Genomic DNA, 19,963 nt, shown 5'->3' with positions numbered 1-19,963 from the left:
CACACTCAGCTGCCGCCGCCACCGCAGCTGCCGCCGCCACCGCAGCTACTACTGCTGCCGCCGCCACAGCTACTACTGCTTCCACCGCCGCAACTGCTACCACTCCATCCGGAGCCGCTGTTGCCTCCATCACCGCTGCCTCCGCCACCGCAGCCGCCGAAATCGCCGCCTCCGCTGCCGCCCGCATGCCATCGGCGGGCGTTGCGGCGGTCTCGGCGGGCGGAATTTCGCATGCCGATCAGGACGGCGATCGCGATCAGCACTCCCCCGATCACGGGGTTGGACCACAGGGCGAGGAAGCCTGCGAAGCCGACGACCACCATGACAAATGAACTCATTGATTCCCTCCCGATACATGCGCGGCAGAAACGAACCACGCGACGTGTTCCCATCCAGCAGTGTGCCCCTGCCGTGGCCGCAACCGGTTATCGCCACCGGCCCGCACCGCGCAACGTCGTCACCGTGCCGGGTGTGCGCCGCCGAAGTCGGCCGCGATCAGCTCCCGCCACCGCAGCCACCGCCACCACCGCCACTACTGTTGCCGCCGCCACAGCCACTCGACCAACCGGAGCCGCCACTGTCGCCGGAACCGCCTGCCCACCAGGGCGCGTGGCTGCTGCGGACAGGTCGACGGGCGGTGCGGACGGCACGCGCGGTCTCGGGCACGGGCCCATCGGTGTACCTGAGGGTCAAGAGGCGGAACGCGATGGTCAGCAGTAGCGCCGCGACGGCAAGGGATGGGATGGCAACGGGCCACCCATGATCACGCAGTGTGTCCAGGCCGATGAGTAACGACACAATGCCGAGTGCGGTGAGCATTCGGTTCTCCCCCCGGAACGGCCTCCCCCACGAAGGCTGTGCCGCCAGGGTACGTGAGCTCCGTGCGCGGCCGCGACAACAATTCCGCGGTGGGATGAACGACCCGGGAGCGGGTCAGTTGGCGGGCGCGCAGGCGTCGCGCAGCGAGCACGCGCCGCAGGACTGCCCGCAGCCGCCGGTCTCCTGCGCGGGCACCAGCCCGGCGATGGCCTGACCCGCGGCATTGGCGCCGGCACCGAGGGTGAACAGGGCGACGACCATGCTGGCCGCGGCGACGACCAGCGCGACGACCCAGCTCGCGGCGAAGGCGATGAGACCACCGGCGAAGAGCAGAACGCCCGCCGCGACCGAGGTGGGGGCGGCGACGCGGTTCGCGATCCGGAACGTCTCTTCGGTGGTGAGGGCGTCGTCTGTGTGCACACCGACGAAGCGGTTGCGCGGGAGCTTGCCGGTCAGTCCGAGCACGCCGGTCGCGATGGCGACGATGGCCAGCACGAACAGGGCGAGAGCGACGACGAACACTCATGCAGGCTAGCGCATGGCCGTTCCGGACCGGCGGGCCGCTCCCCCGCAATCGTCCAGCACCCGATACCCCACTGCCCCAGACAAGCGCATTCCACAATGCGCCGGACTCCCCCGCCGGCGCAGCAACCCAACGCACCATTGGTTCCGCCCGGTTGCGAACGACCGCCGTGCGAAGCGCGTAAGTCCCTGCGGCACAACCCGGCGCGCGACCGCGAACCGCTGCGCACCGGTCCGGCGCCCTGGGTCGCACGGGTGCGGCAACGGATCCAGCCCGGCCCGATTTCGGGTACTGCGACCCGGACGTTCTACCCTGTTAGACGTAGTTTGTCGGGGATCGGCGATAACAAGAAGGCAGGACCGTGCAGGACACTCGTGCAACCGAAAGCGATGTACCCGAGCATCGGTACAGCGCTGACCTCGCGGGCCGCATCGAGCGCCGGTGGCAGCGGCTCTGGGATGAGCGCGGAACCTTCCACGCACCCAACCCGACCGGTCCGCTTGCCGGCGACACCCCGGCGGACAAACTGTTCGTCCAGGACATGTTCCCGTACCCGTCGGGCGCCGGTCTGCACGTCGGGCATCCGCTCGGCTACATCGCCACCGATGTTTTCGCCCGGTACCACCGGATGCACGGCCGCAATGTGCTGCACGCGCTGGGCTACGACGCCTTCGGCCTGCCCGCCGAGCAGTACGCGGTGCAGACCGGCGCGCACCCGCGCGATACCACCGAATCCAATATCGCCACCATGCAGCGGCAGCTGGACCGTCTCGGCCTCGGTCACGATCGCCGTCGTTCCTTCGCGACCACCGACCCCGAGTACTACCGCTGGACGCAGTGGATCTTCCTGCGCATCTACAACGCCTGGTACGACCTGGAACTGGGCCGGGCCCGCCCGATCTCGGAGCTCGAGGACCAGTTCGCCTCCGGCGCGCGGCCCGCGCCGCAGGGGCAGGACTGGGCGAGTATGTCGCATTCCGAGCGCGCCGCGCTGATCGACTCCTATCGCCTGGTGTACCAGACCGATTCGGTGGTCAACTGGTGCCCGGGGCTGGGCACCGTGCTGTCCAACGAAGAGGTCACCGCGGATGGTCGCAGCGAGCGCGGCAACTTCCCGGTGTTCCGTAAGCGCCTGTGGCAGTGGATGATGCGTATCACCGCCTACGCCGACCGGCTGGTCGACGATCTGGAACTGCTCGACTGGCCGGACAATGTGAAGTCCATGCAGCGCAACTGGATCGGACGTTCGCGCGGCGCGCAGGTGAAATTCGACGCCGACGGCGAGCAGATCGAGGTCTTCACCACCCGGCCCGACACCCTGTTCGGCGCGACGTATGTGGTGCTGGCGCCCGAGCACGAGCTGGTCGACAAGCTGACCGCGGCGGCCTGGCCGGAGGGCACCGACCCGCGCTGGACCAATGAGGGCGCCGCCACCCCGGCGGATGCCATTGCGGCCTATCGCAAGTCGATCGCGGCCAAGACGGATCTGGAGCGCCAGGAGAACAAGGAGAAGACCGGCGTCTTCCTGGGCACTTACGCCGTCAACCCGGCCAACGGCAAATCCGTGCCGATCTTCATCGCCGACTACGTGCTGAGCGGTTACGGCACCGGCGCCATCATGGCGGTGCCCGGGCACGACCACCGCGACTGGGAATTCGCTACCGCCTTCGGGCTGCCGATCCTGGAGGTCATCTCCGGCGGCGACCTCACCGAGGCCGCCCACAGCGGCGAAGGCGAACTGGTGAACTCCGACTACCTGGACGGTCTGTCCGTCGAGGATGCGAAGGCGACCATCACCGCCCGGCTGGAACAGGACGGCCACGGTAAGGGCACCATCCAGTACAAGCTGCGCGACTGGCTGTTCGCCCGCCAGCGCTACTGGGGCGAGCCGTTCCCGATCGTCTACGACGAGCACGGCGCACCGCACGCGCTGCCGGAATCCATGCTGCCGGTGGAGCTTCCGGAGCTGGACGACTTCGCACCCGTGACCTTCGACCCGGACGACGCGAACTCCGAGCCGTCGCCGCCGCTGGCCAAGGCCACCGACTGGGTCAATGTCGAGCTGGACCTGGGCGACGGACCGAAGATGTATCGGCGCGACACCAATGTCATGCCGAACTGGGCGGGCAGCTCCTGGTACCAGCTGCGCTACGCCGACCCGACCAATACCGAAGCGTTCTGCGCCAAGGAGAACGAGGCCTACTGGCTGGGTCCGCGTACGGCCGAGCACGGCGCGACCGATCCCGGCGGCGTCGACCTGTACGTCGGCGGCGTGGAGCACGCGGTGCTGCACCTGTTGTACGCCCGGTTCTGGCAGAAGGTGCTGTTCGATCTGGGCGACGTGAGCGGCTGCGAACCGTACCGGCGCCTGTTCAATCAGGGGTACATCCAGGCCCATGCCTACACCGACGAGCGCGGCGCGTACGTGCCCGCCGCCGAGGTGATCGAGCGCGACCGCAAATTCTTCTGGACCCCAGCGGCGCGAGCTCAGGACACGGAGGCGGCAGCGCAGCGTGACCACGGAGTGTCCAGGGAGCGACGCGAATCGGACACTGCCACGGGCGCCGAGGTCGAGGTGTTCCAGGAGTACGGCAAGATCGGAAAGTCGTTGAAGAACGCCATCTCCCCCGATGAGATGTGCGATCTGTACGGCGCCGACACCTTCCGCTTCTACGAGATGTCGATGGGTCCGCTGGATACCTCGCGGCCGTGGGCGACCAAGGATGTCGTCGGCGCGCACCGCTTCCTGCAGCGGATCTGGCGACTGGTGGTGGACGAGGAGTCCGGCGGGCTGCGCGTCACCGACGCGGTGGCCTCGGAGGAGACGCAGCGTCTGCTGCACAAGACGATCGCGGGCGTGGACGAGGATCTGGCCGCGCTGCGCGACAATACCGCGGGCGCCAAACTGATCGAGCTGACCAATCACCTCACCAAGACCTACCCCGATGGCGCGCCCCGCCTGGTGGTGGAGTCGCTGGTGCTGATGCTCGCGCCGCTGTCGCCGCATATCGCCGAGGAACTGTGGGAACGTCTGGGCCACACCGAATCCCTGGCGCACGGCCCGTTCCCGGTGGCCGATCCGGCGCTGCTGGTGGACGAGTCGGTGGAGTACCCGATCCAGGTGAACGGCAAGGTGCGCAGCCGCATTCAGGTGCCCGCCGATGCCGATAACGCGACCATCGAGGCGGCCGCGCTGGCCGATGAGAAGATCGCCGCCGTATTGAACGGCGCGGCGCCGCGCAAGCTGATCGTGGTGCCGGGCCGGCTGATCAATATCGTCGCCTAGGAGTTCGACAGCGAAGCGCCCACGTCGGTATCGACGTGGGCGCTTCGGCCGCTACCGCGGCAGCAGCACGTCGTCGAGCGTCACCAGCGACAGATTGCGCTCCTTGATGATGTCGACCAGTTGGCCGTAGCAGTGCGTGACCGCGGGCGCGTTGGCGTGGCCGATGACAATGGTCTGCGGGTTGAAATACTTACGGGCGCACTCGATCAGGTACTCCTCGGTAATGACGCCGGAGTCCGAGAGCGAGCCGTACCACATGGTCGGCACGGTGTAACCGAGGTCGGCGGCGATCCGGTCGACGGTGGCGTTGTGCCTGCCGAACGGCGGCCGGAAGTACGGGGTTCCGTCCACTCCGAAGTTGTTGCGCAGGTAGGTCTTCGCGCGATCCAGCTGGGAGGCGACGGCGGAACCGGAGATCGCGGTCAGGTCGGCGTGGTCCCAGGTGTGGTTGGCGAGCTGGATCTGTCCCGAATCCACCAGGGGGCGTAGCTCGTTGCGGTGGATCGCCCACGAGTCGTAGTACGCGGTCACGAAGAAGGTGAATCGGGCGCCGGTGTCCTTGGCGAACTCGATGTAGGCGCCGACCACCTCCGGGCTGGCGCCGTCGTCGACGGTCAGCGCCATACTGTTGCCCGTGCCGGGCAACGCGGTAATGGTCCCAGCCGGAATCGGGGTCTTCGGGCCACTCGGCGGGGGCGGCAGCTGCGGCTTCGGCGGTTGTAGCGGCGGCAGACCAGGTAGCCCGCCTGCGGATCCGCTACCCACCGGTTCGCCTTCGGCCACCGCGCAGCCGGTCAGCGCCACGGCGGTACCCGCAGCGAGCATCGATAGCAACCGTCGCCTATCCACAATCCACAACCTTCAGTTCCGCTCGGACCTGCGTTCCCGCGGTTCATCGGCGGTGACAGGAACGCAAACAGGCGGCACTGTATCGACGGAAGCTGTACACGGATTGAACCAAGACGCACAAGTAACGAACCAGAATCTTGCCCGCCGATATCGGATCGCGCCAGTATTCGCGTCAGCGTGCAGCGATCAGTCGCGAAGCGATAGGCGGCGATCAGTACGGCCGCAATACGATCTCGGTGGGATGCCCGTCGCGCGGGGTGTCGATGGCATTGCGCACAGCCCCGGCGACGGTCGTCGCGGCGAGGAATTCCTCCGGCCGGTACTCACGCCCTTCTCCCGCGATGATCTCGCGCTGCATATCGGTATCGATGCGCCCGGGATGGATCGAGGTCACCCGCAGGCTCGGTTCCTCGAGCCGTAAGGCGTCGCCGAAGGCGCGCAGCCCGAATTTACTCGCCGCGTAGGAGGCCCAGCCCGCATTGGCGCGCAGCCCGGCGCCCGAATTGATCAGCACCACATGGCCGTTGACGGCACGCAGCGCGGGCAACAGCAGCCGCGTCAGTTCCGCGACGGCAATCAGGTTGGCCTCCAGCGTATTCCGCCACTGCTCGACCGAGGATTCGGCGATGGCGCCGAGATCGGCGACACCGGCGTTGTGCACCAGCACATTCAGCCGCTGGATCGGGGCGACGGCCGCGGCGACGGCCGCGTAGTCGGTCAGCGATACCGGCAACCCGGTCGCATCCGGCAGCTCCGTGAGGATTTCGCGCAGGGACTGCTCGGACCGGGCGCCGAGCAGCAGATCGTGAGTCGGCGCGAGTTCGCGGGCGATGGCGGCGCCGAGTCCGCGGCTGGCACCGGTAATCAAGGCGGTCGGCTTCGGTGTGCTGGTCACGGCGCTCGTCATGCGCCCCACCGTAATAGTTCCGGAAGATCCCGCGCCGAACCCGTAGCACTGGCCGCACGCGCAGCGATGCACGCATACATCGGTACCAATCTCCACGGACGGGGCATGCGAGAGTGAGATCCGCCGCACATCTGCCGGTCAGCCACCGGCGGCACGAGGCCGAACCGGAGCACGCAGAGCAGGCATATCTGCGAGTGTCATCGCAGAATAGGGGGATGGCACATCCGGGGTTCACCCCAACACAGCTCGCGGCCCGCGCCGCCTATCTGCTGCGGGGCAATGATCTGGGCACCATGACCAGTGCCGCGCCCCGGCTGTATCCGCATATGTGGAGCTGGGACGCGGCCTTCGTGGCGGTCGGCTTGGCCCCGCTGAGCGTCGAGCGGGCGGTGATCGAACTGGACACACTGCTCTCGGCGCAGTGGAAGAACGGCATGATCCCGCACATCGTCTTCGCCAATGGCGTCGACGGCTATTTTCCCGGCCCATCCCGGTGGGAGTGCCGCAAGCTGGCCGCCAACGCACCGGATGGTCCGGATACCTCCGGCATCACGCAACCACCGGTGCACGCCATCGCGGTGCAACGCATCCTCGACCATTCGCGCAGGCACGGCCGCAGCACCCGGGCGGCGGCCGAGGAGTTCCTCAATCGCCGCTGGCCCGATCTGGTGCGCTGGCATCGCTGGCTCGCGCACGCCCGCGACCCCAAGGAGAGCGGCCGGATCATGCTGTATCACGGCTGGGAGTCCGGCATGGACAACTCGCCGCGCTGGGACCGGGCCTACGAGAATGTGATTCCCGGCGACCTGCCGCCGTACCGCCGCGCGGATACCGCCGTCATCTCCGATCCGACGCAGCGGCCGAGCGATCGCGAATACGACCGCTACCTGTGGCTGGTGGAGCAGATGCGGCGAGCGGGCTACGACGACTATCTGCTCGCCTCGACCATGAGCTTCGCGGTCGAGGACGTCTTCGTCACCGCGATCTTTGCGCTGGCCTGCGAGGTGCTGGCCAATATCGGCGAGGAGTACAAACAACCGCTGGCCGATGTGCGCGACCTCTACGGCTGGGCCGACCGCTTCCGCGCGGGTGTGATCGCCACCGCCGACGCCCGCACCGGCGCGGCCCGCGATTTCGATGTCCGATTGCAGCGCTGGATCAGTACCGAAACCCTCGCGGTCTTCTCGCCGCTGATCTGCGGCGGCCTGCCCCGCGATACCGAACGGAGCCTGCTTCGCCTGTTCGAGGGCCCGCGCTACTGCGGCCATCCCGATCTGCGTTATGCCCTGCCGCCGTCGACCTCTCCGGTCTCCAAGGATTTCCGCCCCCGCGAATACTGGCGCGGCCCGGTCTGGCCGGTGATGAGCTGGCTGTTCTCCTGGGTCTTCGCCCGCCGTGGCTGGGCCGAACGCGCCTTCATGCTGCGCGCCGAGGGCCTGCGCCAGGCCAGCGACGGCAGCTTCGCCGAATACTACGAACCCTTCACCGGCGAGCCCCTCGGCAGCATGCAACAGTCCTGGACCGCGGCATCGGTCCTCGACTGGCTCGGCTGAGCCGCGTATCGGACGGCCCGGCGGGCGCACCGGGACGACTCAGCAGCCAACGGGATATATCAGTAAACATTTAGCAAATGCATCTTCTACAACTCTGGTCACAGTAGAAGTCATTAGCTATCGTCGAACAGCATGGATATCACTCGTTGGAGATCGACTCGCATGCTTGCGTTGTCCGGGATCACGCTGGGCGGCATCCTTACCGCAACCCTGCCGGGCAGCGCGGGGGCAACCCCGACCGGGCCGGATGTGTCGTCCTGGCAGCACATCGACGGGCGGATGATCGACTGGTTCGCGGTGCGCCGGGCCGGGCATCAATTCGCGATGGTGAAGGCGACGGAGGGGCTGAATTACATCAACCCGTACTTCGTACCGGACAGCCTGTTGATGCGCTCGGCGGGGGTGGCGCGCGGGACGTACCACTACGCGCGTCCGAATCTGCCGCCGGAACCACAGGCGGCGCTGTACGCGGCCACCGTGCTCGGCCAGAACGGGCCGCTCGACCTGCCGCCGGTACTCGATCTGGAGAACGCGGGCGGACTCGGTCCCGCGGCGCTGATCAATTGGACGCACCGGTATCTGAATACGGTGCGGATCCTGACCGGCCGGATGCCGATCATCTACACCTATCCGAACTTCTGGAAGACGGCGATGGCGAACAGCAACGAGTTCACCGGGTACCCGCTGTGGATCGCCGACTACCGCGGCAACGACCAGCCCGAGGTGCCGGGCGGCTGGCCCACCTGGACGTTCTGGCAGACCACCGACAGCGGCAGCATCCCGGGCATCGCGGGCGGCACCGATCTCAACGTATACAGCGGCGCCCAAGGCGATTTCGCCCGCTACGCGAATATGGGCTAGCCGGGCGGAAACAGCTGGAATGGTGAAGCCGCTACCCGCCCAGTCGAGTAGCGGCTTCACCGGGTGGTGGCTAGACGCCGATGCGGCCGTTGTTCTTCCACACCACCGCGACCGACGGCCGCGGTTGCGCGCTCCCACCGTCGGGCCAGTGCGACAGCGGGTTCTCCGGGGTGGCGTCATCGGCCTCACCCGGATGCTGCACGCAGACGATGACCCGAGATTCTGTGACGATCGGCCCGCAGGTCTCCGCACCGCGAGGCACCGTCAGGAACTGTTTGGTCTCACCGCGATTCGGCCCGTCGAGCACCACGGAGAACAGGCCGTCATTGGATTTGAGGGCATTGCCGTCGGTGGAGATCCACAGGTTGCCGTACGGGTCGAAGGCCAGATTGTCCGGGCACGAGATCGGACTGACCTTGGTCTTGTCGAAACCGGCGAAGTAGGTGTCCGCCGCATTCGGATCGCCGCAGACCAGCAGCAGCGACCAGGTGAACGCGGTGCCGGTGTGGTCGTCGTCGATCTCGAGGACCTGACCGTTCTTGTTCAGCTTGCGCGGGTTCGCCTCGTCCGGGCCCGCCACCTTGTCATCCTTGCCGCGGTTGTCGTTATTGGTCAGCGCGACATACACCTTGCCGGTGTACGGGTTGGCCTCGAAATCCTCCGGGCGGTCCATCTTGGTGGCGCCGACCTTATCGGCCGCCAGCCGGGTGAACACCGCTACCTCGGCCGCCGTCATCCCCTCGACCAATGACTTGCCCTTGCCATCGGATCCGGTCTCCAGCAACGGAATCCACTGACCCTTACCGGTGAAACCCTTATCCGAGGGTACGGTGCCGGTGCCGTCGATCTTATCGGCGTGATCGCCGGTCAGCTTGGCGACATACAGCGTGCCCGCGTCCAGGATGGTCATATTGTGGCGCATACTCGCCGCACCGGTGCCCGGCTGGATCTTGCGGGAGGATACGAACTTGTACATGTAGTCGAACCGCTCGTCGTCCCCGGTGTAGGAGACGACTTCACCGTTCTTGGTCACGTAGATATTGGCGCCCTCGTGCTTGAGCCGCCCCATCGCCGAATGCTTGACCGGGGTCGAGCTGGGATCCCACGGGTTGACCTCGATGACGTACCCGAAACGGTTGGCCTCATTGGGTTCCTGCGCCAGATCGAAGCGCTTGTCGGTGCGCTCCCACTGGTTCGGGGTGGTGGCGCCCTTGGGGAAGCCGTAACGCTTGGCGCGCGGCTTGTCGAGCGGATCGCTCAGCTTGTCGCCGTTGGCGAAGTAGCCGTTGAAGTTCTCCTCACCGGAAAGCACGGTGCCCCAGGGAGTTACGCCACCCGCGCAGTTGGCGATGGTGCCGAGGATCTTGGTTCCGGTGGGATCGGCGGAGGTCTGCACGAAGACACTGCCCGCGGCCGGACCGGTCAGCAGGAATTCGGTGTCGGCGGTGATCCGGCGGTTGTACTTGCCGAAAGCGGGAGTCAGTTTGCCGGAACCGGATTCACCCTTCACCTCGACGACGGTGAGACCGTGCGCGGCCTTGGTGATCGCGATCTGCTCGTCGGTTGGAGCGTCCTTGTTGTAGCCGCGGAACATATGCGGGCCGGTGGTGTACTCGTGATTGACCACCATCAGGTAGGAGTTCGCCTGACCCTCGATCGGCAGCAGCGCCGCGAAGTCGTTGTTGTAGCCGAACTGCTTGGCCTGTGCGGCGGCGGTCTGCTTGTCGAAGTCGAAGGCCGGTGCGTCGGCGAAAAGCGGGTCGCCCCAGCGGATCACGACCGACTGCTGGTAGCCCTCGGGAATCACCAGCGCGTCTTCCTTATTGGGCGCGACGGGGGTGAAGGCGGTGCCGGTGCCCGCGGTGCCCGCGGGTGTGTAGGTGGGAGTGACCGTACCCGCCGAGGCGTCGTCATCACCGCATGCGGCGAGCGCGCTGCCGGCCCCGACCGCGAGTACGGCGGCCGCGCCACCCTTGATCAGGCCGCGCCGGTTCAAGGAGCTGACGATATCGCCGAAGTACGCACCCGAGGAGGTGTTGGGCACCTCGTGGAAGCACGCGTTCCCACATTTGTATTCACAGGTCACGGAGGCACGCGCGGACTGGCCGTCATGCTTCACGAAGAGGGCGAGGTGTTTCGAACTCACGATGACTCCCGGGTTGGTCTGACGCGCCGCACGCTAAACGCCCCAAGCTATCCAGAGGAAACACACAGGTGAACGACTGACCAATTAGGTAACCCTCAGTTAGCCGGGAGTGCGCCGGGCCTCGGAAAACAAGAATATCCCGGCGTTCGCCCTAGATGCGGGGGCGGACGCCGGGACAGGGATCGGATGGTCGGGCGGGTCGCGGAGCCCGCGTCGGGTATCGGTCGTCGGGAATCAGGCATTGACCGGCAGCGCCAGCACCACCTCCAGCTCATTCTCCGGCAGGTAGAACACCTGCACGATCCGGCCGACCTGTACGTTGCCGACGGCGGCCGGCGGCAGGAACTTCTCGGCGCGGGTACCGAAGGTCGACCCGTCGGGCCGGGTGACGACCAGTCCGAGCTCGATCTTGGAGTGCCCGTCGCGGATCTCGCCCGGAACCGACAGCGACTGCACCACGGCCTGCGCGGGGATACCACGCTCGGCGATATCGAGCTTGGCCTTGGTGGTGAAGCCCTTTCGGATCATGGACTCGTTCATCGCACGCTGCGCTTCGGCGCTGTTACCCGACAGATCGACCTCGACCTTGTCGGTCCGGCCCGGCAGATACCGCACCGGCAGCACCACCCCGGGCCGCAGCAGCCCGAGCTCGGTGAGCGGGACGATCATTTTCGCGGCCGAGTCGAAGACCTTGCCGTCCGCGCCCTCGACGCTGAATTCGATCCGCACCTGCGGCTGATCGTTGAGGGTCACGCCGGTGTGGTGGAACGACTTCACGGTGCCGAGGCCGATCTGGCCACCCCGGAACTCCGAGCTGTTGGCGCCGGTCAGGGCCTGAAGTATGCCGTCGCCGGTGAAGGCGAAGACCATCGGAACGACGGTCATGGCGATGATCGGCAGCGACATCTGCCAACTGACCCAACCGCTGTCGTACGGGGAGTCGCTCTGGAAGGTGAGTCCGTGCCAGAGGTAGTAGCCGAATGCCACGGCGCCGAATGCGAGGGCGAGGGCGCGAGCCTTGGTCTTCATGGTTTTCCTTTGCTGGTCAGCGAGATTCGAGAGTGGATATCGCTCGAATCCCGCGCTCTCGGCGATTCGATTGCGGGAGCGCGGGATTCGAGCGGATGCGGATCAGCCGCCGACGATGGTCGAGCAGGCGAAGGTGATGTCGAACTTCGACGTGGTCGGACCGGCCAGCGGATTGGTCAGGTCGGGTGCGCCGACGCCCTCACCGGTCACCTTGAAGGTGTTGCCGTCCTTGACCACCTTGGCCGAGCCGCCCGGCTGGCCGTTGCCGTAGCCGACCGCGTAGGGCAGGCCGTTGGAGCCGCCCTTGCTGCCCGCGATGCCGACCGCCTGGACGGTGTCGCCGTCGATGGTGGCGCTGACGCTCAGCTGACCATAGGTCGCGCTGTTGGTGTCGGTCAGTGCGAGCGCCAGGGTTGCGCCCTGCTTGGCGCAGGTGGTGTCGAACTTGCCGTCCAGCGTCTTGCCGTCGACCGCGGCGGCCGACTTGCCCCCGGCCGGTGCCACGGGAGCCGCCGAGGTGGCGGGCTTGCCGGACGGGCTCGGGGCGGAGCTGCCGGAATCGTCGCTGCATCCGGTGACGAAGAGGGCGACGGCGGCGGCAGAGGCGGCGACCGCGGTGGTGGCGAAGCGGATCTTGGTGTTCATTGCTGTGTCCTTGTCTTTCGGTTCATCCGGCTCCTCGGTGGTGCCGTTGAAAGAAAGGTAGGAACCTCGCGCGCCCTACCGATCCCAGGTTTCGGCGGTCCGATTCCGGCAAAACTCCGTTAACCTGGTCGAATGCGACGACCGCGCGCCATGGTGCTCGATGAGGTGTGGCGCAGGCTCGACGGCGTCGAACCGCTCAGCGGACCCACCGGCGGGCCACTGCGTCGCACGGTGAAACTCATCCTCGATCCGCTGGTGATTCGTCCCGTACAGCATCCGAGTTGTGCGGGCGCGATCCTCACCGAGGACGGTGCGACCCTGCTCGCCACCAGAATTCACGCGGGCGCCGATGTGCTTCGCGCGACGGCCGCCTGGTTCACGCTGCTCAAACAGGTTCGCCGGGCGTTGCGGATCACCGAGGGACACCCCCAGGATCTGTATTTCCAGCGCTGTTTCGAGCTCGCGACGACCGAGGGTCATCCGGATCCGTTGCGGCACCGCGATACCGCCGAGGCGGCGCTGCGCGATATTCACGAATTCGCCGCGGGGCGCACCACCCGGGCGCTGAAACAGCACGTCACCGAGGAGTCCAGGGCGCGTGAACTCGGCGCACTCCTGGAACTGGCCTGGCGGCGGCGACCGGCGGCGGGTCCGCCCTCCGGGGCACATATCCGCGCGCTGACCGAACTGCTCGATGCCGCCGCGGGCGCCCGGCTGGAGGGCGACGACGACGGCGACGGGCAGCGGCTGCTGGACGGTCTGGTGGCCGCGCACGCCGGTACGCACTCCGGAATCGCCCTGTGGCAGCGCGAATCCGGGCCGAGCGCATATCGGCTGGGGTTGACCGCGCAGCCCGTGCCACAGCGACCGGCGCTGGGCGCCTCGGCGTCCAAGTCCAGTCTGGGGCTACCTTTCGACCGGACCATCTACGAGCGGGTCTTCACGGTGCTACAGACCTCGAGCGAACGGGCGGAACTGCCGCCGATTCCGGAGCTGGTCACCATGGAGATCGCCCGGAGCTGCGCGCCGTGGGCCCTGCTGGATGAATCGTTGCGAGTGACCGCCTCCGCCGGAGCCGTACTCGCCGTCGGTCTTTCGCCGATCAACGGACAACCACTCGGCCCGCGGCGACTCGGCGCGCAGCGGCACACCGGCGGGGACGACCCCGCGGAACCGGTCGCATCATCCGGCGCGATCGGCACACCCACGACCGCGGCGGGTAACGACGGCTCCGGCCCGGAGGGCGCCGAAACCCCCGCGCAGCGGGTCATCAACAGCCGCTGGCAGCGCGAGGCCTATGTGCTCCAGGCGCGACGGCTCATGGTGGACACTTCCGCCGCACTACCGCCGGACAACCCTCTCGCCGCCATCGCGTCCGAGCTACACACCCCGTGGCGGCCGTACCTGCGTCGGCTCTGGGTTCGCCTGCACGGCCGCGATGTTCGCGAGGCGGGGGTGTTCGACCCGGACGAACTGTGGGATCTGCTCGACGGCGTGGCCCGGTCGGTGATGCTCGATCATCGGACGAGGGTGAAGAACGCCCTCAGCGCCGATGCACTCAGCGCCGATGCACTCGCGATGGACCCGGATTCGACCGAATCGAGGGCGAGCTGATGACCGACGTGAGCATCCGGCCCGCGGGCGACGGGATCTGGATCATCGCACCCGCCGGCGCACCGACGGTATTGGACGGGACACCCGAGATCGACACCCTCGTCCTCGAGGCGCTCGGCGGTCAGCTGTCCTGGGGTCTGCTTGCCGGACAACGGCTTCCGGCGGCGGTCGTCGACGATATCGACTCGGCCCAGGAGTGGCTCTGGGCGGTGTACGGCGAGCGGGTGGCGATGGCCGTGGCGGATTTCCCCGGCGATCGGGACGCGACCTTCGACGTGTCGGCCGAACCCGCCCTGCCGGACCTCGCGGCGAGCGCGTGGCGGCTCGGCTACGCGCACTGGGCCGCCCGGTGGTGGCCCGCCTCCACCGTCGACGGCATCACGCCGCTGGATCAGCGGCTGCTCGACGCGGAGATCGCCACCCTGACCGAGGCGTGCGACCTCCTGGTGGACGGCGCGGATGCCGTGCCACCGATCACGACGGAGCACACCGTCGATATGGCCGCGCGCCGAGACGATTACGCCCTGGCCGCGGGAAGTGGTGGCGACGGCCGCGCCATGACGTTGACCCGTGGCGTCGGCGGATGGGATTGGCGGCGCTGCCCGCCGGGGCTCATCGACGCATCGGAGCGGGCGGTGTCGTGGGAGCTGATCCGGGAGTCCGGGGCCAATATCGTCCGGGTGCGTGTGGTCGCGGCACCACAGGTCGCCGGCGAGGTCGCGCCGCGGCTGCGGCCACGAGCATCGGTGCGCACCGATTCGGGGTCGGCGACCGATACCGCGCTGACGCTGGCCGGTGACACCTGGGTCGGTGAGGCCGCCGCGGATTCCGTGACAGCGGTGGAGATCTACGTACCCGGCGTAGGCATATCCACGATGCCGGAGGCGAGCGCAGCGGAAATCCGCCGACGGGTCCGCGATCTCGCGGCCGCGCGGTTGCGTCGCGCGGCCGATACCGGCGACACCGCCTACGACGCACCCCTGCGCACCGAGATCGCCGCCGCCGCATCGGATTCGGACTTCTAGATGACCCAGGACACTCCAGCCGACGACGGCCGCGAAGTATTGCTCGCCGGTGCCGCCGCCTACCAGCGCGGCGAGGTCGCCGAGGCACTGCGGATCTTCGAGCAGGCCGCCCGCACCGGCACCGGCGCTCTGCGCCTGAGCGCGCTGATCAATGCGGCGAGCATGGCAGACGAGCTGGGTGAGCACACCACCGCGATCGGCTGGTACCGCGAGGCTCTCGCCGAGATCCCCGCGGACGCGGTGGAAAAGCGCGCCTCGGCACTGATCAACTATTCGCAGGCGCTGCAGCACCTCGGTGAACTCGACGAGGCGCAATCCGCGCTGGAGGCGGCCCGGACCCTGCTCGCCACGGCCGACGCGCAGGAGCACGGCATGCTGCGTGTCGCCTGTCTATTGTCATTGAGCGCCGTATCCTTCCACCGCGGACAGTGGATGCACACCATCGAGCTCTCCACCGAATCCCTCGACGCCGCAGTACGTTTCGCGCCGCAATTGGCCGGACATCCGTTGATGAACCTGGCCGGGGCGTATTTCGAGATCGGCAACCGCGACCTCGCCGTCGATTTCGCGGCGCAGGCGCTGGCCGCCTTCGAATCGGCGGGCGATCACAATGCCGTCGCCGAGACCCAGCAGAACCAGGCCACCATGCTGGTCCGGTTGAACCGCTTCGACGAGGCCGAACCGCTGCTGCGGGCCAGCCAGCAGTATTTCGAACGGACCGGACTCGGACATCGCGCCGGCGTCGGTCTCAAGACCATGGGGTATCTCGCCGAGGGCCGCGACCTGCTGGACGAGGCGCGCGAGTTGTACCGCCGCAGTTTCGACTACTTCCACGCCTCCGGCGCGGTCTTGGACGCCGCCGACGTGCAGGTGCGGCTGGCCACCGTCGCATTCCTCATCGGCGAGCCGGAGGATGGCGAACAGCTCCTCGGCGCGGCCTTTCATGCCTACGCCGAACGCGGCCTCGGATTACACTGCGCCCAAATCGATTTCTGGCATGCGAGCCTCCTCGAGGCGGTCATCGACACGATGCCCGCGCCCCCGGCGCACATTCTCACCGCGGCCGCCGATCTCGCGGTCACCTCCGCCGTCGCCATCGACGCGGTCCGGCACACCTTCGCCAACGGCCACCAGCGTGAACAGTGGAACCGCCAGATCGCCGACCCCGCCATGCGCCTGGCATTCCGCTTCGCCTACCTCTGCGGCAACGGACCGCTCATCGCCGATCTGATCGAGACACAGTGCGCCGGTGCGGCATTGAATATCGACAGATCCGAAAGCCGCCACAGCGGACGGCTCCCGCTCGATCTGCTCGAACCCCCGGCGGATCCGGCGGCCGAGCGGACCCCGCCCCACGGTGCGGCGACCGACGGGAACGCGGCACACCGTCGGACGAGCACACCCGTTCCCCCAGCGGGTCCGGCCGCCGAGCCGATCCCCTCACACAGCGCGACGACCGAGCGGACCCCATCGCACGACGTGACGACCAACGAGAGCGGGGCGCACGGCGTGGCGAGCGGCGCGCGCACGGCGCACCATCGGACGAGCACACCCGTTCCCCCGACGGATCCGGCCGCCGAGCCGATCCCCTCACACAGCGCGACGACCGACGCGAGCGCGGCGCACCATCGGACGGACGGACCCGCCGACTCCGGCGCGACTGCCGACCCGCACCCGGCCGCAGTGGACGACCGAAAGAGCGAGACCGGCCAGAACCCGAAGGGTCCGACGCTGATGGCCGGAACCGCATCGCCCGCCGCGGATCGCAGGACCGGAACCAGTGCGCTCCAGCTCGGGGCCGCCCTCGCCGAAATCGCGGCCGGCGCCGGCCTTCCCGTCGCACCGCCACCACGCCTCGCGGTCGCACCCGACGGGCATATCGCCCTCGCCGCCTATATCGCCGCCGCCGAGCAGCGGTACGGGCGCCGCGTACGCGACAACCGGGTGGTGCCCGCATGACGCGGCCGACCGTCCTGGTGCGCATGGCCGATGCGGGCGATCTGTACATGTCCTGGCGATGGGTCGGGGAGACCGCGCCGCGGGGTGCGAGCATGCTGCCCGGTACGCCGATCGATGAGGCGGTGCGGCGGCTGGCCGACGCCCTGCCGGATCCGAGCGATCCCGATGGGCTCGAACGCGCCCTGCGCACCGGCGCATTCGCCGATCACGACACCGAATACCTTCTGGCGCAGTCTCTTTCCCGGGCACTGCTGCCCGTCGGGCTGGCCGAGCAACTCGCCGAGCTCCACCAGCGTGGCATCCGCCCGCATATTCGGCTACAGCCTTCGCCCCGGGTGGCACAGGTGCCCTGGGAGATCATCGCGCCCGCCCCGACGCTGCGGCTGATCGATATCGCCGATCTCAGCCTGCTCGCCCCCGCGGGCATCGTGCACGCACCGGGCCGCGTTGCCCGTTGCTGGACCGATGATCGTGACCTGCCGATCGTCGCGGTTCTGGACCCCCGCATCCCCGGATTCCGGGCCGACTCGGCACTCGGATCGGTACTCGGCCGCATGAGCACCGCAACCCCGCTCATCGAGCGAATCACCGAATACCTTTCGCGGCAACGGCTATCGCCCGCGGTCACCGACCCCGCCGACGCCTTCCGCCGCACCGATCTGGACCGCGGATGGCTGAGCGACACCCTGCGTCAAGGTGCCAGCCGCCTGATCTATGTCGGTCATGTCACCGCCGCCGCCCCCGAATCGGGCCGCAGCGAGAACGCGGAACTGCACCTGGCCTGCACCGCCGACACCCGCGGTTTCGCCGAACCCACCCGAACCCACCGTCCCCTCTCCGCCAAGGATCTGCTCCTCGGCACCCACACGCTCGACCCGGAACCCGTCGCGGGCGGCGAACTCTGGCCCATTCCGAGCCGGGTCGCCCTCATCGCCTGCGAAAGCGGCGGCGACCTGCGTTTCTCCGAGGCACTCGGACTCACCGCCGCCATGCTCAACGGCGGGGCCGAACTGGTCACCGCCAGCCGCTGGCCGCTCCCCACCGATCTGGCGTTCCAGCGCATCGCGGGCACCGCTCCCGGCACCCGCCCCCTCCAGTCCGCCATCTGCGCCATCGACACCGCACACGAACACCCCGACCCGGTCACCACCCTCGCCGACTGGCAACGCGAACAACTCGCGAATTGGCGCACCCTACGGACAATCGAATACTCCCCCCTGCTCTGGTCCGCCTTCGCCACCGTCGATACCGCTACCGATACGCATCCGACCGTTTCGCCACCGTCATGATCGTGATGACCTGCTCGCCGTCGTCGATTTCGTACACGATGCGGTACTGCCCGATCCGGATGCGCCAATCATCCTGACCGACAAGCTTCTTCGCACCGGTCGGCCGCGGGTCCTCGGTCAGCCCGATAATGGCGTGCAGCGCGGTTTCGAGTACGTCGCGGGGCAGCTTCTGCAGCTGCTTCAGTACGTCGGGATGAAACTGTGCTCTCACGAAGCCAGGACCGAGGCCGGATCGACGCCCAACGCGTCGAGCATCTCCGACATCGACATGACTTCGTAGCCTGACTCACGTAAGCGGCGCAGCCGCAGTGCGTCCACCAGATCGGCATGCTCGTGCAGCCGCTCGTAGTCGGCCATCGAGATGATCACCGCGACCTCGCTGCCGCTGTCGGTGATGATCGCTTCCTCGCCGCTCGCAGCCACGCCGCGCACGATGGCACCGAGCTGCATCCGCAGATCACGCAGGCTGTGTGTACTCATGTTCAACATGTTACATATTCGAAGCGTCACCGGTTGCGGATGGCCGACGGTGAATATCAGCCCCGGTGGGCCAGCAGGTGTTCCATGATCAGCATGGTGAGGGCTTCGGGGGCCTGTTCCGGGATCCAATGCGAGATGTCTTCGAGCATTTCGAAGCGGTACGGACCGGTCACGTGCTGAGCGGTGGACAGGGCGGCGGTGGAGCCGATGGCGCCGTCGTCGGTGCTCCAGACGTAGAGGGTGGGGACCTCGACAGCGGGGGTGGGGCCGGTGAGATGCATGGCGCGGTACCAGTTCAGCGCCGCGGTGAGAGCCTCGGGCTGGGTGAGGCGCTGAACGTAGTCGTCGATGCGGTCTTCGGGGACCTTCCAGTCGAAGAGCCTGCGGAGCCGGGCGGCATTGTCGGCGAGCAGCACCCGCTCGGCGACCCGGGGCTTGCGGAACAAATCGAAGTACTGGGAGCGCTGGGCCTGGTCCTCATCCTCCGCCATGGCTCGCAGGAAAGCGGCGGGATGCGGCGTGGAGACCGCGGTCAGGGTGCGGACGCGGGCCGGGAAGGCGGCCGCGGCGGCCCAGGCGACGTAGCCGCCCCAGTCGTGTCCGACGAGGTCGAATCGCTGCCAGCCGAGTTCGTCGGCGATCGCGGCGACATCGCCGACCAGTTCCTCCAGCCGGTAATCGGTAACCCGCTCGGGACGCGCGCCCGGCGAATACCCGCGCTGATCCGGGGCGACGACCTGACAGCCGCCGTTACCCAGCGCGCCGAGCTGGAATTCCCACTGGATCGCCGCCTCCGGAAACCCGTGCAGCAATAGCACTTCGCGCCCACCCGCCGCCCCGCAGGCGAGCGCGTCGAAGGTACCTGCCGCGGTGGGAACCTTGATTGCCTCGATCACACGGTCGACCCTAGCGGGCACGGCCGGACGAAATTACCGAACCGGGGTTGCCGGACGCGGGCGACGCGCCGCCCAACCGCCG

General features: G+C 67.9%; 18 protein-coding genes. 7 read left to right on the top strand and 11 right to left on the bottom strand.

Annotated features, from left to right (window positions below; all coding sequences use genetic code 11):
- Positions 1 to 5: 5 nt before the first annotated feature.
- The 3 genes from AB0H61_RS12815 to AB0H61_RS12805 form a co-directional block, all read right to left on the bottom strand.
- The gene (locus AB0H61_RS12815) at positions 6 to 338 is read right to left on the bottom strand and encodes a hypothetical protein (protein ID WP_357302792.1); all 333 of its coding nucleotides are present in this window, start codon (positions 336 to 338) and stop codon (positions 6 to 8) included.
- A 157-nt stretch (positions 339 to 495) separates the two neighbouring features.
- Positions 496 to 819, bottom strand: a complete 324-nt coding sequence (locus AB0H61_RS12810; protein WP_357302790.1) for a hypothetical protein — start codon at positions 817 to 819, stop codon at positions 496 to 498.
- Positions 820 to 933: 114 nt separating this feature from the next.
- Positions 934 to 1,341, bottom strand: coding sequence for an SdpI family protein (locus AB0H61_RS12805; RefSeq protein ID WP_357302787.1), 408 nt, complete (start codon positions 1,339 to 1,341; stop codon positions 934 to 936).
- 362 nt (positions 1,342 to 1,703) lie between these two features.
- On the opposite strand from AB0H61_RS12805, the gene leuS reads away from it, so the two are divergent.
- Positions 1,704 to 4,628 (top strand): leucine--tRNA ligase, encoded by a 2,925-nt coding sequence (gene leuS, locus AB0H61_RS12800; protein ID WP_357302785.1) that lies wholly within the window; start codon positions 1,704 to 1,706, stop codon positions 4,626 to 4,628.
- Between the two features lie 51 nt (positions 4,629 to 4,679).
- Here leuS and AB0H61_RS12795 read toward each other — a convergent pair whose 3' ends face one another.
- A complete protein-coding gene (locus tag AB0H61_RS12795; RefSeq protein ID WP_357302783.1) occupies positions 4,680 to 5,453 on the bottom strand; it encodes a polysaccharide deacetylase family protein in 774 nt (257 codons plus the stop codon).
- Between the two features lie 235 nt (positions 5,454 to 5,688).
- Positions 5,689 to 6,384 (bottom strand): SDR family oxidoreductase, encoded by a 696-nt coding sequence (locus AB0H61_RS12790; RefSeq protein WP_357302780.1) that lies wholly within the window; start codon positions 6,382 to 6,384, stop codon positions 5,689 to 5,691.
- A gap of 215 nt (positions 6,385 to 6,599) precedes the next feature.
- Between AB0H61_RS12790 and AB0H61_RS12785 the strand changes: the two genes are divergently transcribed.
- The gene (locus AB0H61_RS12785; protein ID WP_357302778.1) at positions 6,600 to 7,937 is read left to right on the top strand and encodes a glycogen debranching protein; all 1,338 of its coding nucleotides are present in this window, start codon (positions 6,600 to 6,602) and stop codon (positions 7,935 to 7,937) included.
- Between the two features lie 162 nt (positions 7,938 to 8,099).
- The gene (locus AB0H61_RS12780) at positions 8,100 to 8,798 is read left to right on the top strand and encodes a glycoside hydrolase family 25 protein (protein WP_357302775.1); all 699 of its coding nucleotides are present in this window, start codon (positions 8,100 to 8,102) and stop codon (positions 8,796 to 8,798) included.
- Between the two features lie 70 nt (positions 8,799 to 8,868).
- Here the strand turns inward: AB0H61_RS12780 and AB0H61_RS12775 are convergent, their stop codons facing one another.
- From AB0H61_RS12775 to AB0H61_RS12765, 3 genes are all read right to left on the bottom strand, one after another.
- Entirely contained in the window at positions 8,869 to 10,944 is a 2,076-nt protein-coding gene (locus AB0H61_RS12775) for a PhoX family phosphatase (RefSeq protein WP_357302773.1), read from the bottom strand.
- Between the two features lie 234 nt (positions 10,945 to 11,178).
- Positions 11,179 to 11,973, bottom strand: coding sequence for a hypothetical protein (locus AB0H61_RS12770; RefSeq protein ID WP_357302771.1), 795 nt, complete (start codon positions 11,971 to 11,973; stop codon positions 11,179 to 11,181).
- 102 nt (positions 11,974 to 12,075) lie between these two features.
- Positions 12,076 to 12,618, bottom strand: a complete 543-nt coding sequence (locus tag AB0H61_RS12765) for a lipoprotein LpqH (protein WP_357302769.1) — start codon at positions 12,616 to 12,618, stop codon at positions 12,076 to 12,078.
- Positions 12,619 to 12,768: 150 nt separating this feature from the next.
- Between AB0H61_RS12765 and AB0H61_RS12760 the strand changes: the two genes are divergently transcribed.
- Genes AB0H61_RS12760 through AB0H61_RS12745 form a run of 4 tightly spaced genes read left to right on the top strand, consistent with a single transcriptional unit; the run spans position 12,769 to position 18,505 of the window.
- Positions 12,769 to 14,232 (top strand): hypothetical protein, encoded by a 1,464-nt coding sequence (locus AB0H61_RS12760; protein WP_357303194.1) that lies wholly within the window; start codon positions 12,769 to 12,771, stop codon positions 14,230 to 14,232.
- Complete coding sequence (locus AB0H61_RS12755; RefSeq protein WP_357302766.1) at positions 14,232 to 15,257, top strand: hypothetical protein; 1,026 nt, start codon at positions 14,232 to 14,234, stop codon at positions 15,255 to 15,257. Before AB0H61_RS12760 ends, AB0H61_RS12755 begins: the two co-directional genes overlap by 1 nt.
- Positions 15,258 to 17,216 (top strand): tetratricopeptide repeat protein, encoded by a 1,959-nt coding sequence (locus tag AB0H61_RS12750; protein ID WP_357302765.1) that lies wholly within the window; start codon positions 15,258 to 15,260, stop codon positions 17,214 to 17,216.
- Positions 17,213 to 18,505, top strand: a complete 1,293-nt coding sequence (locus tag AB0H61_RS12745; RefSeq protein WP_357302762.1) for a hypothetical protein — start codon at positions 17,213 to 17,215, stop codon at positions 18,503 to 18,505. The genes AB0H61_RS12750 and AB0H61_RS12745 overlap by 4 nt, the downstream gene beginning before the upstream one ends.
- On the opposite strand, the gene AB0H61_RS12740 is transcribed toward AB0H61_RS12745, so the two are convergent.
- From AB0H61_RS12740 to AB0H61_RS12730, 3 genes are read right to left on the bottom strand one after another with little or no spacing between them, the layout of a single operon-like run.
- Positions 18,468 to 18,716: a type II toxin-antitoxin system RelE/ParE family toxin gene (locus tag AB0H61_RS12740; RefSeq protein WP_357302759.1), complete on the bottom strand. Its 249-nt coding sequence runs from the start codon at positions 18,714 to 18,716 to the stop codon at positions 18,468 to 18,470. The genes AB0H61_RS12745 and AB0H61_RS12740 overlap by 38 nt on opposite strands.
- Complete coding sequence (locus AB0H61_RS12735) at positions 18,713 to 18,985, bottom strand: type II toxin-antitoxin system Phd/YefM family antitoxin (RefSeq protein WP_357302757.1); 273 nt, start codon at positions 18,983 to 18,985, stop codon at positions 18,713 to 18,715. Before AB0H61_RS12735 ends, AB0H61_RS12740 begins: the two co-directional genes overlap by 4 nt.
- Positions 18,986 to 19,041: 56 nt before the next feature.
- Positions 19,042 to 19,881 carry an alpha/beta hydrolase gene (locus AB0H61_RS12730; protein ID WP_357302754.1) on the bottom strand — a complete coding sequence of 280 codons (840 nt, stop codon included), beginning with the start codon at positions 19,879 to 19,881 and terminating at the stop codon, positions 19,042 to 19,044.
- Between the last annotated feature and the right edge of the window lie 82 nt (positions 19,882 to 19,963).

Origin of the sequence: Nocardia sp. NPDC050710 (assembly GCF_040654375.1) — a bacterium.
Taxonomy (GTDB): domain Bacteria; phylum Actinomycetota; class Actinomycetes; order Mycobacteriales; family Mycobacteriaceae; genus Nocardia.
Note: the sequence above shows the minus strand (reverse complement) of the source record. Positions and strands in the feature narration are given on the sequence as shown.